At 59.7% G+C, this 13,101-nt stretch carries 8 protein-coding genes; 2 read left to right on the top strand and 6 right to left on the bottom strand.

Annotated elements, in window-relative coordinates; all coding sequences use genetic code 11:
* Positions 1 to 84: 84 nt before the first annotated feature.
* The 5 genes from FFS09_RS03980 to FFS09_RS04000 all read right to left on the bottom strand — a co-directional run bounded on the left by FFS09_RS03980 (position 85) and on the right by FFS09_RS04000 (position 7,594).
* A complete protein-coding gene (locus FFS09_RS03980; protein WP_137917552.1) occupies positions 85 to 534 on the bottom strand; it encodes a hypothetical protein in 450 nt (149 codons plus the stop codon).
* Positions 535 to 754: 220 nt separating this feature from the next.
* On the bottom strand, positions 755 to 1,966 hold the full coding sequence (locus FFS09_RS03985; RefSeq protein ID WP_137917553.1) for a DUF3322 domain-containing protein: 1,212 nt from the start codon (positions 1,964 to 1,966) through the stop codon (positions 755 to 757).
* The gene (locus FFS09_RS03990) at positions 1,963 to 5,385 is read right to left on the bottom strand and encodes an ATP-binding protein (RefSeq protein WP_137917554.1); all 3,423 of its coding nucleotides are present in this window, start codon (positions 5,383 to 5,385) and stop codon (positions 1,963 to 1,965) included. Before FFS09_RS03990 ends, FFS09_RS03985 begins: the two co-directional genes overlap by 4 nt.
* Entirely contained in the window at positions 5,378 to 6,070 is a 693-nt protein-coding gene (locus FFS09_RS03995; protein ID WP_137917555.1) for a DUF4194 domain-containing protein, read from the bottom strand. Before FFS09_RS03995 ends, FFS09_RS03990 begins: the two co-directional genes overlap by 8 nt.
* 33 nt (positions 6,071 to 6,103) lie before the next feature.
* Entirely contained in the window at positions 6,104 to 7,594 is a 1,491-nt protein-coding gene (locus FFS09_RS04000) for a DUF3375 domain-containing protein (protein WP_137917556.1), read from the bottom strand.
* A 350-nt stretch (positions 7,595 to 7,944) separates the two neighbouring features.
* On the opposite strand from FFS09_RS04000, the gene FFS09_RS04005 reads away from it, so the two are divergent.
* Positions 7,945 to 8,427: a helix-turn-helix domain-containing protein gene (locus FFS09_RS04005; RefSeq protein WP_137917557.1), complete on the top strand. Its 483-nt coding sequence runs from the start codon at positions 7,945 to 7,947 to the stop codon at positions 8,425 to 8,427.
* Positions 8,428 to 8,517: 90 nt separating this feature from the next.
* On the opposite strand, the gene FFS09_RS04010 is transcribed toward FFS09_RS04005, so the two are convergent.
* On the bottom strand, positions 8,518 to 9,945 hold the full coding sequence (locus tag FFS09_RS04010) for a site-specific integrase (RefSeq protein WP_137917558.1): 1,428 nt from the start codon (positions 9,943 to 9,945) through the stop codon (positions 8,518 to 8,520).
* A 1,611-nt stretch (positions 9,946 to 11,556) separates the two neighbouring features.
* On the opposite strand from FFS09_RS04010, the gene FFS09_RS04015 reads away from it, so the two are divergent.
* Complete coding sequence (locus FFS09_RS04015; RefSeq protein ID WP_171019859.1) at positions 11,557 to 12,642, top strand: ParM/StbA family protein; 1,086 nt, start codon at positions 11,557 to 11,559, stop codon at positions 12,640 to 12,642.
* The last annotated feature ends 459 nt before the right edge of the window (positions 12,643 to 13,101 follow it).

Here is a 13,101-nt window from a genome sequence, read left to right on the forward strand (position 1 = left end):
TTGCAATTTTTACGTGGTCGGCCTAAAATCTGTCCTCAGGACAGATTTTAGGCCGACCACACTACCTATTTCTGGCCAGCCCGGTCATTGCGCCGTCTTTGGCAGACGACGTGTACTGCCTTGCCATTCGAAGCTGTCGCCTTTGGGCACACGTATGAACCCTTGGTTCTTGAGCTTTAGACCAGTTACCTCGTAACCGTCGGTCTTGAGAAACGGCTTGTCAACTCCGTTGAACGAGGCGTTGACTGTGTAGCTGCATTTGACGGCACCTTTGATCGCCTCTTCAGCCTTTGAACCCATGAAGGCAGCGGCACGGGTCAGTTGCTCCATCTCCTTCCTGGACGGGGTTGTGCAGTCGAGGTCCGTGATCTCAACGGTCTGCAGCTTGAAATAGCCATTACTGGCCGTCTTGGTATGCCACGCCTTGACGTCTTCTGCGGAGGGGTAACCGTTCGATCCAGCGCCACATGCGCTCAGCACAGCTGCGACGCCCAATGTGCTCAGGCTCGAGCGGCAGGAGGAAATGACTTTCATGGGTCAATTACTTTGGTTGGTTTATGAACAGAGGCGCATTCGGCTTCCTCTCTTCAGAATCTCAAACAAAGCACCGGAGTCAAGAGACCCAGGACAGATTTTCTTTTCGGTGATCGCTGGCCAAACCACTCGCTACAGCAGTGAGCCATAGACGGCAGGGCCAACACCCTGCCACCCCAAATCGGCTGAGAAGGCCGGGTCATCGAGATGAGCACCGGCCTCACGAGAACTGTGACGTCGTTCTCTGCAACTCCGAGGATATACGGCTGAGGTGAACTGAGAACCACCCAAATCCGATCCTCTCCTGCTCCAATCTCAACTTGGGTTGGATGCGATCGAAGCGCAGTTCGTCATAAACTGCAGCCTCCTCCACCGTCAGGCTCGACAGCTCGTGGCGTGCAGGCTCAGTCTCCTCGCCCCATTGCAAACGATGTGCGAGCAGCGTCTCACTGTCCATCAGGAAAGACGATGCGTGGGGAAAGTAGCCACGCAACTGATGAAGGATGGCAAAGCCATGGGTGTCGATGTCACCCCAGTAGTACAAGTGGCTTCGGTGCAGCCATGCAGCCCGCGCCAACGGTTCCCAGCCGTAGCCCGCACCAAACACAACGATGGCTCTCGCCACCGGCGGGAAGGCAAGAAAATTGGTCTCGTTTTCCGTGATGAATACGTGATCAACGGGCAGCGCGAGCGCAGCGAAGCTCGAAGCGTCCAGCGTGATATCCGGCAACCCCTGGCAACCCGACAAGCTGGGCAGGGTTGGATCGAGCAATCGGAACCGAATCCGCACCGGCTTGTCCAGGAAGCCGAAACGGCGGGAGAACTGTGATGTCCCGCTCGCACTGTTGTCAATCATCTCGGGCGGCAGCGCCAGGTCCAACAGCTCGGTCAACACCCCCCGGTGGACCTCGATGAATTTGCTATCCACACCTGGCGCGTCCACCTGCCGCAGGTAGACGCCGGGACTTGGATGAGCCTGCAGCCAATGAACAACCTCCAAGAGGCGATCCCACCGATCGATCAGATCCAGGGCCTGCAGCGGACGCCGGGACATCCAATCCAGCAGCCTGGGTTGCGCGACCGCAGTCCGTTGCCACATCGCCTCGAAGCGTTGTGCCTGGTTGACTTTTCCGACCAACGCCAAAGCCGCTTGAAGTGTGTCGACCCAAACCGCAGATGGCAGACGCTGGGTACCCTGTACCCGATGGTTCCAATTTCGCCACTCAATGCGCACATAAGGGGTGGCGGCGAAGGCGCTCAACCAGTCCCGCACGGCCTCGAAGCGATCAGAGAGATCGCCAGCGCTGGGCACCTTCAGCGACAGACGTACGGGCCAAATCGGAGAACTCGAAACCGACGATCGCAGCAAGTCCCCACGATCCCACAAGCGTTGAACTTGGGCACGAAGGTCTGCCGTCGTCGTCCAGTTCATGTCGCCGCGCCTCCAGCAGTTCTGGTCGCGACACTTCCTGCCATCTGGCTTTCTGCCTGAATTTCCGCCTTCTGCGCGCGATATTCTTCGATCGACAGGCAGCGCAACTTGGAATCCCGCCCTCCTTCGTTGTGGACGAAACCAACGCTGGCCACGAAAGGTTCGATGATGTGGATCTTTTGCAGCGGTGTAACGATCAGCAGTTGCAGATTGAGTTGCTGGAACAAGCGAAGCCCGTACTGCGCCGACTCGTCCGAGCCGCGCCCAAACGCCTCGTCAATGACGACGAAGCGAAATGACCGCGAACGCACGGCGCCCCACTCCAGCCCGAACTGGTAGGCCAGGCTTGCGGCCAGCACTGTGTAAGCGAGCTTCTCCTTCTGCCCACCGGACTTTCCACCCGAGTCGGAATAGTGTTCGTGCTCCACACCGTCAGCACGCCAACGCTCACTCGCAGAAAACAAGAATCCGTTGCGCACGTCGGTCACCTTGGCGGTCCAGCGCCGGTCGGCATCCGACAGCCCCTCTCGCCCACGAAATCGGTCAATGATGCCTTTGACCTGCAAGAACTTGGCCTCCGAATACTGTTCATCAGATGAACCCGTGAGCGCACCCTCGGTGCAAGCGCGCAGATCCTGCTGGAAGTCACGGATCTCCGCATCAGGACTGGGCTGCGCCACCAGAACGATGTAGCGGCCGAGGTTGTAGTCGATCACCTGAAGCGATCGATTAATCAGGTCGACGCGCTCCTTGATAGTCTCCCGCTCGCGGGCGAGCTGGGCGTTGAAGTTGGCGATTTCATTGATGGTGTTGACATTGAGGAGCTCCTTGAAGCGGGCTTCAAACCGCGGCAGGTCATCGCTCTTCAATCCATCGAGCATCCGTTCGTACTCGAGCAGCGCTGCCAGGCTCACATCCATCTCGACCGTTTCTGCCTTGAACTCTTCCTTGAATCCGCGCATGGCGTTCACGATGCGCTCAGTCAGTCGGGCCAGGCGCTTGTCCTCCGCGTCGATGCGCTCCTGCAGCCATCGACGCATGTCTTGCTCACGGTTGTCGCAGGACTCCACCGAGAGCTGATGTTCGCCGAGTGCCTGAACGCGCCAGTCGTTCAATCGATCAACCTGGGGGCTATCGAGCGGCATGGCATCACAGACTGCACTGGCCAGCGTCTGCAAATCTTCTGCCGCCGTGTGCTTGGCTCTCACCTCGCCGCGCTTGCCCAACGCATCGCCATGCTTGGTCTCGGTTTCGCTCAGTCTGACCTGCACCTCCTTTAACTGGCGTCCCAGCTCCTGCAGGGTGTCCGACGCAGCTTCAAGTCGCGCGCGCTCCTCTGCGAGAGACGCGATCTGGCGCGCCAGGCTCATCCAATCGATGTCTGCGAATCGCGAGAACTCCTCCAGGCGGGCCAGCGTCTCCAGTCGGCCATTCAGCTCCGAGCGTGCATCGCCAATCTCACCAATGCGCTGGCCCAGTGTGGCCAACTTGTCTTGCAGGCGCTCGCGTTGGTCACGCAAGGCCCGCAACTTGTCAGCGTTGCTCCAGCCCAGCACGTAGCGGCTGCGGTCGTCGATGCGGCTGCGATCGTCCTTCTCATGGCGGCCCGACGGATCCTTGATCTGCCCCGACCGCGTGATGGCGCGGGTCTCACGGCGAAACTGCTCTCCCGAATCGCAACAGGCAACGTCAAAACGATTGCGAAGCTCATGCTCCAGCCACTCGTAGTGTGGCGAATCGGGCTTGACGACGAGCTTTCTCACAAGCGACTGCGGATGAAGGCCGGCCCCCTGTCCAGGCTTCTTCGGTCGCACATGGAAATACACCAAGCGCGCGCCCAGGTGCTGCCTGTCTACCCATTCCGCGACGGCCTTGTAGTGCGCGTCCGGAACCAGCAACGCGACGCCGAAGCCACGCAGCAGCCGCTCTGCGGCACCCTCCCATTCGCGCTCATCCTCGCGCACCTGGAGGAGCTCACCCGCGAAAGGCAGGTCGCCTTCGTCAATCGAAAGCGCGGCGCACAGCGCATCACGGATACGAACCTGGGCAGCATCGATGTTGCTCCTGCGCCGCTGAAGACTGTCGATCTCCTCGGACAAGGCCGTGTGCTCTTCACGTCCCTTGCGAAACGCAAAATCCTCCTCGCGCTCTCGGTTGTCCAAGTCTGATATTCGTTCGCGCAAGCCTTCCGCGCGAGAAGCAATGGCTTGTTGCTGGGCGAGGAATATCACCTCATCGGGTGGAGATGTCTCGTCAATGCGGGCAAGCAAGGTGCTGTGGCGATCGGCCTTCTGCTGGCGTTGGGCTTTTTCGTGCCCCAGGCGGCGAATATCCGCGGCCAGTTCCTCCAGCCGGTTGCCGCCGTTCTCGCGCAAGTTGCGCTCCAGCTTCGCGATCTCCGTTCGCTCGGCTTCGCGCTGGGCGCCCCAACGTTCGAGTTGCGCATCAAACCTGGAGGCGTCCTCTGCAAGCAGCTTCAGCCGCCGGTCCAACAGCTCAACCTTGAGTCCTGCGAAATACGGGTGCAGCGCTTCTCGCCCATCGCGCCAGCCCTGGATTTCCGCGACCAGTGCATTGTGGCGACGCCCGTCCTCGACCAATGGTGCGAGCAGCTCAACCTGGCGTTTGGTCTTGAGCACCGCTTGATGGGCGCGGTTCAGGTCGTCAAAGTGGCGGATCAAGGCCTCGATGCGGCTGCCCACATCAAACGGCTCCAGCATGTGGTTTCTCACGAAGTCGGTGAGGTTGCCCACCGATTTCATCGAAACCGTCTGGTGAAACAACTCCAATGCCTGCTCGTGCTCAATACCGAAACGACGACGGAACCAGGCGCAGTATGGCGGGAAGCTGTCGAACAACTCACAGCCCGAAGCGCGCAGTTTCTTGCGCAAGGCGGCGATGTCGCTGCCGAAGTGGGCGAAATCCTCAGCAATGCACATCGGGCGCTCGGTCGCCACGAACAAGCGAGCGGGTTGGCCTTGAGGGTCCTTCAACCAGAACACTTGGGCCAGGGTCACCGCCTGGTCATAGCCCTCGTTGCGGAAGACGCCCAGGATGACCGAATAGCTCGACGCATCACGCAGCGCCACGGGGCGGGCACTACCGGTGACCTCGTTTCGCTCGCTCTTGTAGTGGCCAAGCACGTACGAGCGCAGGCTGCGCTCGCGGGCATCCGCTCCAGCGGCCTTGTTGTAGGCCACGCGGTGCGCGGGCACCAACAACGTGGTGATGGCATCGACCAAGGTCGACTTGCCCGAACCAATATCGCCAGTGAGCAGGCCGTTGCGACCTTCGAGGTTGTATCGCCATACCCGCTTGTCGAAGGTGCCCCAGTTGAGCACCTCCAGTTGGCGCAAGCGAAACCCTACCCGGGTGTTGTCGTCCACAAAATCCAGTGACAGCGAAGGCGACTCAAGCATCGGCCGCCCTTTCGGTCTGGGGCTTGCCGGAGACAGCGCCGGCCAACGCCGTGCGGTAGACCTCCAACCGCGCGTCGAAGTCGGCCAGCCACTGCGCGTCGACAAAGGCTTTCAGAATGCGCCGCACTTCGTAGTTCCCCTTGTCCAGCCCGCTGCCGGCTGCGGGTTTGAGCCGACGCAGAAAGCCCAGATCGACCACCTTGGTGATTGTCGCGTCCACTTGATCGATGAGCCGAGCTTCGTTCGTCCCATCAGGCAAGAACACCCGAATCAGCTCGGACATCTCTTCGCGCGATAGAACCAAGCGGGTGTCACCCCCGCCAGCGTCGAACTCTGCCATGCGCTTTCGCAGCAACGCCAGCATCAAGCTCACGGGGTAGGACAGGGGGCGCCGCGCGACGAGCCGGGGTAACCGAGGTGCGCCCTCAGACTCGTCTGGGTCGGGGCGGCTCTTGAGGAACGCGTAGCCCTCGGCTTCATCCAGGACCAGGTCGAGCAGCAGCACCGCCGCTTGTTCCCGCACCCGCGCCTGCAAACGAAAGAGGCTCGCCCACAAACGCTCATCATCTTCGCGATAGAGCACGCCCTTGAGCAGGTGCACCATCAGTTGCGTCAACTCGGGCACAGCCGGCAAGGCGGCCAGCGCAGCACCCGACAACGGGCTCTCGTGTAGCGCTTCAGTCATGTTCTTCTCCCTTCCAAGCCACGACGACGAGCGTCATCGCGTGAAGATCACACGGGGCAGACGCGCCTCGCGCGTCACCGGTTCACCCATTGGATTGCTCGCCATCCACTGGATGGGCTCTTCAACACTTTCGTCGACAACAGCGCGCAAGCCGTCCACTGATGCTGCGCCACCGCCAACGACATCACCATCGTGGGCCAACTCCAGATAGGCCACCAATTCGGCCAGCCCTTGGTGCAGTGGTTCGTCGTTGATCAACTCACGCAACGTGATCTGCGGCCGCGCGCGAAGCGCCTGCTGGACCGTTGCACGCAGGCGCACCTTGTCAACAACGATCTGGTCGAACAATCGAGCGGTGTTGATGTCGTCTTCTGCTTGGTCCGCCTCCAGCGCGAGATCAACGAGACGCGGTTTCACACTCAGTGTGAACATGGGTCGCTCCAGTGGCAGCTCGACGTCTGCCCCCATAGCGTCGATCGTCAACAAGCCACCGGTGGGCGCAGCAGTCCGCAGGGCCAGCGCCTTGCTCTCAATGCCGTGCAGCAAGTCGAGGATGCGCCGATTCTCCAGAAAGGCCCGGTCGTCCAGAAACCGGCGCAGCTGTTGCGATAACTGAGCCACGGTGCGCTGCGTGTGTTCCCCGGCTTCTAGCCAGTCGTGGTGCACGCGGCGGGTGCGCGGCTCGGGTTTCAACGCAGCCACGACCGGCAGCGCCAGTATCTGATCCAACCTCGCGGAGAGTTCCTCCTGACGGCTGCTGGACATGAGAAAGTCCCAGAAGGCGCGGAAACTGCGGCCCTGGTCCGAGTCGCCAATCGCATCGCGCTCGCCCATGATCTCGTCGAGCAACGCTCCTTTGGAGCCTTCCCACAGGGCAATCTTCTCGCGCACCTTGCGATCGAGCAGGCGAAAGTTGTGCTCCACCTCGCGGAAGTCGGACAGCAGTTCTCGGGCGAGCTGTTGAAACTGCTGGAAGCGGTCCTTGACCGCTGTGTCGTCCAACACAGGCGTATCGCCGGCCAGAACGCGGGCAATCTCCACATCAAGCTCATCACGCTTCTTGCGCAGGTTGTCGACTCGTTTGATTGGATCAATCTCAGTGCCAGCGCTGATCTGCTCCAGCAGGGCGAACAGCGTCAGCAGGCGTGACTCGGTTCCCACGAACGCCCGTTCGGTGAGCGACGCTAACCATGCAATGGCTTTCTCGGTAGCCGGTGTCAGGTCGAACTGCGCCTCGTCGGTACCAGGTTTGTAGAACTTTCGAAGCCAGCCCTTGTCGGCAGCTGCCCAGTCGTTGAGGTATTCCACAGCCCCTTTGGGGTAGGCCTCGGATCCGAGTTGCTCGCGCAAGACAAAAAGTTCGTCCTCCAGCGCCTCGGCCAGGTCGGCCTCGCTGATGACGCGCTCGTTCGGCGCCACGAAGACCCGGTGCAGGAAGTTGGCAACCAGCGGCGCATGCGGCGAGGCCAGCAACCTCCAGGCGGGGTGGCGGTCCCGGAGCGTGACGAGAGTAGCGTGGTTCACAGCGGTCCACTCACGGGCTCAATCCTTCCACAGGTGTCCTTGGCGCGGTTTCAGTTGGGTCCAAACTTAGGCCGCAAATTTTGCCAAAGTATCCCATTGCCCGATCAGACACTAGCTTGCGGCCATTGCGCAAGCAACACCGTGAACATCATCCCAATCGTGGGCGACAGAACTTTGGTCGGAGGCTCTCTGGTAGCGGCTCTCGGATGCGCCCGCGGTGCTGATCCAAGGCGCCCAATAGAAGGGGTATCGAAAACACCCATTATCAATACCAACTGGCCAGCCAGAAAAAAGCTCTAGCTTTCATACAAGTATGGGATGCGGCGCAGGCTCTGTCGTACGATGCGGGCATGACTACCTTTGCCGAAACCCTCAAAAAAGAGATCGCCCGCGTGGCCCGCAAGGAACTGCGCGAGGAAATCACGGTGCTGCGCAAGCTCGGCGTGACCCAACGTTCCGACATCTCGACGTTGAAGAAGGAGGTCAAGTCGCTTCAGTCGAGTTTGAAAAAACTGGAGAAGTTGCTCGCGGCGCCCTCTTCCTCTGGCTCCTTGGCAAAACCTTCGCCGACGGCCAAACCCACTCCCGATACACCCCGGGGAAAGCCAGGCCGTAAAGTAACGTTCACTGCGGAGCGGCTGAAAGCCCAACGCGCCCGACTCGGCCTCACACAGGAACAAATGGGCCAACTGCTAGGGGCCTCTTCCTTGTCGATCTGGAAGTGGGAGTCTGGCGGCGCTGTTCCGAGGACTTCACGTGTTCCCGACATCTTGAAGAAGATTGCAATGGGCAAGCGCGAAGCCCTGACGTTCATTGAACAGCGGGTGGCCTGACGACCCAGCCTGCTGGGAAAATCGGCTGGGTCCGGGCAACCTGGCCTCGCGTATGTGCATTTGGGGCAGGTCTGCACCCACCCGTCTTCCTCAGCAGAGGAAAACCTCTACGCCGTCATCCGGTTGCACGCCACCGAGCAGGGGAGTGACCATCACGCGGCCAGGAAGCAACTTTTGAAGCAGCGCGTGGACACCATGGAGCACATCCCACTTGACGCCCTCCTCAAGGCCCACGGTAAGAACGAAGCGCTCGTTGTGTGGCATTTCAATCCCCAATGCGGCACGTCCCGTCAACCACGCACGCTTCACACCCAGTTCCAACAACCCTGGGGCGATGCCGGGCGTGTTCTGAACCATCTCGATCAGCTTCTCGATGCGCTGTTGTTGCAACTTGCTCATCATCGACACCGAGCTGAGATACGCCGTGGAAATGTCCTTGCGCCAGTGGCCCAGAGCTTCTGACACATTCTTGTAGGCATGGTTGACCAGTTCACGGTTCTGTTTGAACCACGCTGGCGACTGCTCACCCTCAGCCGGCGGACGGTGGCCAGTGATGTCCTCGAACATGTCGGCGGCAAACTGGTGACGCAGACCGTGACTCGCAACACCCATGGCTTTCTTGTTGATACCGTACTTGCGCAGCACGTGGTAATACTTGGTCCGCGCCTCTTCCATCGTCAGGCGCGGGTAGCCCATCTCACCCTTGTTGTTGTGCTCGTCAGCCCAGGCGCGCGCGCGCTCAAGAACATCGCGCTGTTTGGCCTGCTTCACAGGATCCTTCATGAAGGGCACAAAGCGACCCAAACCACCCTTCGTGCCCAGTTTGATCGCAATGCCTTCACGGCGCTCGGCCTCACGTGGGCGAAAGCTCAGCGCCTCTTTGACACGCAAGCCGAAGTGCAGCTCGAGCTCGAACAGGAGTGCCTCCTGAGGATTTTCGACCGCGACGACTTCAATGATCGCGTGGGCATCCACCCCGGCAGCCTTCCAGCTCTTGCTGCCGTGGGTCACTTGCGCACGCGTCACGGCGGATTTTTCGACACCTTTCGCCTCCAGTGCCTGGTAGAGCTTTTCGCGCTTCGGGATCGCACCCTTCTTGCCGATGAGTTCGCAGAACTTGCGGATCACCGTCAACTTGTTTTGAATCGTCGAGCTACTGTGACCCAGTTCATTGGCCCAGTACGCAGCCAACGCCACAGCGTGACGCCACCCAATCTCGTCGATGCGCTGAATATGCATGTTCAGCTTCTTCAGATCGTTGACGACGTTTTTTAGTGTGCTTCCGAACGCCGTGCGCGTCTTCTCAGCGACGACTCGCTTGCGACCGATGAACGACTGAAGGTCCAGATCGTGCAGGAAAAACACCATCTGTCGCAACGGGTCGTTGGGATGTGCCTTGATCGCGTCGAGTGAGCGTGGCTTTTCACTTCCCGGCCCTCCCCTGGTAAGTGTTTCCGCACGCGACTTCAATCGGTGTGCGCGACGTTTGCCGCGACCATTGCCTGATGCTTTCGCCATTTCTCTTTCTCCTGTTGTGACTTTCGTCGTGATGATGGTTAACACCTGCGGGCGCCCAACGCACCCGCATGCCTAAACCTTCAGGCACGCCCAAACCGCCAGATCGCTCTGGCTTTTCATTCGTCTTTTTGCTACTGGTCGCCCGGTACAAGGCCCCTGGGCAAAGCACGTCAGTCTTCGGTGATTTCCGTTTTTCGTTAGCAAGCTGTCCTGTCGGCACAGGTGGAATCCCCGTGTGACCCCCATCCTTTTTTGATGGGCACCCCGACGCATGGACATCCTCGGGGGGGTACTGTCTTGTTCAGACAGAGCCTTGTGGGTGGGCTAGACCAGAGCAGCTATTCACTACCCAGGTGAACTCACTTCACCGCCAGACTGATTTGGCGGCGTTGTCCCTTGCTGCTTGTCCAACCTGCCCCTTCTTAGGCCCTGTGGGCTCCCGGCAAACGCGCCAGGCGGGAGGTACTTGTGACGAACCACCCGCAGGTAGTCGTCAGAGCAAAGTCAAAACGTGAGTTGATCGATACGCTTGCGCGTCCACACTCGCTCCGTAGCTCAGAGCGTTGGCTGGCGGCTTCCATATGAAGGCCTTATTAGCTTGCTGTGGGCAGTCCCCATTCGGGGTCGCCACTTCTGAACCGCGTCGCGGGCTCAGCAGCTGGTCTTTATGCGACCTGTTTTGCGACGCTCCATACAGAGCGCCGTCTTGGTGTGCGACTTCCAACGTGGGAAGTCGGCTTGTTGCCTTAGGACACTCATGGTGAAGCGTCGGCTAGCGGTTTTCCCTGTGTAGGGAGTGGGACATCACTGGGATGTCTAAGTACCAGAGGTACAGGTGAGCGAATAGTAGATGCTGTTTGCAGTCTTGTCTTGTGATGCGGACCAGTTGGGGATAGGTACCGCTCAACGTAGTCTGCCCGAGCCCTTGTCCACAGATGGCAAAAAATTCTCCCGCAGCGTGTCATTCATGCCAAACGGCAAAAAAGTCCTTTCAGATCAGAAGTCTTCATATCACTCTGGTTGCCACCACTCCTGCAGACACCCAAAGTGGGTTGTTTGAAAGTGCCCTGTTGATCTCTCGCCGTCAACACGATACTTGAACGCGTAAAACGATCCGTCGATTGAGGCAACAAGAAATGGCAGCCCTGCCCCTAGCTCCCTACATAAATGGAGCCACCTGATTGCGCGTTTCGACAGGATGGTTCACGCCGCAGTGAGGCGCGATTCTTTGGCTGACCCACACGTTGTGACCGTCCATGGCCACCCGTGGCCTCACCTTCGAAGAAACCAGCTTCAGCCCCGCGTGCGCACTGTGCGTCGAAGCCGCACTGGCCTGCCATGGCCTCCTGCGGCCCCTACTGTGACGTTGTTGTCGGGACTCGCCTCCCACGAGAACACTTTGTGGTCGCCAGTGGCCTCGGGTGGCCCACCCTGGCCAATACAACAGCGTGGACAAGGGTCGCCTCGCAAGAGTTACGGTTTATGGCCTGCACTGGCCCGACTTGGCCTCCCGTGGCCAACAACTGGTCCGCATCGCTTGCAGAGGTGCGAAGGCCCCAACAGAATTCCCAGCAGCACAATTTTGTGCAAGTAAGAAACCTGGAGAGACCTATGAAACGCGACGCACATCTGATCACTGTTCCCGCACGAGCCATCGACGTGGGCTACGTCAATACCAAGTTCACCTGTGGCCACAAGGTGGCACGAGGTGTCCCGATCATCCATGCGGACCTGTTTCCGTCGATCACCGCCACCTTGCGGGCGGGCGCCACTTTCCGACATTCACCCGGCACCCTTGGGGCCGACGGATGCATCAGCGAAATCGATGGGGTGCCGCACTTTGCCGGTCGTGGGGTCGAGATGCACCTCAAGGGGCTCCAGCCACGCCACGTCATGAAGGACTACTGCACCTCTCCCTCCTACCTCGCGCTCATGCAGGGGGCTATGCACTACATGCTGGTCGATGAAGGCAATCCGAAAGAGATGACGATTCAGCACCTGACCGTAGGACTCCCCCTCAACACCTTTGACGAATACGAGAACCACCTGCGCGAGCTGGTCATCGGTCGGCACGCCGTGATCAGCCCAGATATTGAAGTGGGTGCAAGGCACGTAACGGTGCTGGACGCCTCCGTGATGGTGCAACCCCTCGGAGCCCTTTACTACTACGGCCTCACGCACAAGGACTTCGAGATGAGCGGGTGGAATCTCGTGGTCGACGTGGGCGGCGGAACGATTGACTTTCTGGCGGCCTACGACAAGGTCCCCAACTACGAACGCTCGGGTGCTCATCCAGAGTCGATGCTGGCGTGTGCGTACGAGGTGGCCAAAGCGATCCATCCGGACCTGAAGAACCAGTACGGTGTCATTCAGGCGATTGACATGGCCATCCGCGACAACCGTGAAACCGTTCGTATTGGTGGCGAGGACTACGAAATGGCCCGCTACAAGGGTGCCATCAACGAGGTCCTTCGACGTGGATATGAGGCGATGCTCAACACGGCAGGCGCCTTGAACGACTTCGACAACATCTTGGTATGTGGCGGCGGTGGCGCGGTGTTCTTTGAGTTTCTCCGCGCACATGCGCCTGAGCTGCGCCGTCGCCTGAGGATGGATGGTGGCTCAACCTTCTCCAACGTGCGCGGTTTCCAAGTAGTGGCCGACTACTCTGCGAACGAAGCCTCCGCAAACCGTTGATCGAGGGAGCACGTCATGGTGCAACGAAAACGATCAGAGAAACCAGGTGAAGCTCTGAGGGTCAGGGTCACCATTCCCCCGGATGGGGTTGGGGTTCTGGACTATCTCAAGGGGATCAGCCCTGCAGGTCTCAACATGGAGATCCTTCAGTTGGTCCACTTGGGCTACCAGTTCCGAATTGCCATGGGCCGCTGGAGCTTGCCGCCCTCCGGCCACCTGCCTCACGCGCCAGCTGCAGTTGAAGCCTCAGCGGCACCCCTGCATATATCGGTACCTACTTGCGCATCACAGAGTATCCAAGTAAGTGCTGCCGAACACATGGAGGAAGGAGCATCGGTTGCCAGCCCGCTCGATTCGAAATTCAAGAGCATGTTTGGGCCAGCGTACGAACGAACGAGGAACAGAAAGGCGGCAGCCTGAATCGGGCCAAGAGTGGGATGAAGGGGTGACGACGTCCCT

The organism is Hydrogenophaga sp. 2FB, from assembly GCF_005503365.1.
In the GTDB taxonomy this organism is placed as follows: domain Bacteria; phylum Pseudomonadota; class Gammaproteobacteria; order Burkholderiales; family Burkholderiaceae_C; genus Hydrogenophaga.

Excerpts from the sequence above, each read along its gene's own strand:
- FFS09_RS03980 (WP_137917552.1), bottom strand. The coding sequence starts at position 534 with ATGAAAGTCATTTCCTCCTGCCGCTCGAGCCTGAGCACATTGGGCGTC.
- FFS09_RS03985 (WP_137917553.1), bottom strand. The coding sequence starts at position 1,966 with ATGAACTGGACGACGACGGCAGACCTTCGTGCCCAAGTTCAACGCTTG.
- FFS09_RS03990 (WP_137917554.1), bottom strand. The coding sequence starts at position 5,385 with ATGCTTGAGTCGCCTTCGCTGTCACTGGATTTTGTGGACGACAACACC.
- FFS09_RS03995 (WP_137917555.1), bottom strand. The coding sequence starts at position 6,070 with ATGACTGAAGCGCTACACGAGAGCCCGTTGTCGGGTGCTGCGCTGGCC.
- FFS09_RS04005 (WP_137917557.1), top strand. The coding sequence starts at position 7,945 with ATGACTACCTTTGCCGAAACCCTCAAAAAAGAGATCGCCCGCGTGGCC.
- FFS09_RS04010 (WP_137917558.1), bottom strand. The coding sequence starts at position 9,945 with ATGGCGAAAGCATCAGGCAATGGTCGCGGCAAACGTCGCGCACACCGA.
- FFS09_RS04015 (WP_171019859.1), top strand. The coding sequence starts at position 11,557 with ATGAAACGCGACGCACATCTGATCACTGTTCCCGCACGAGCCATCGAC.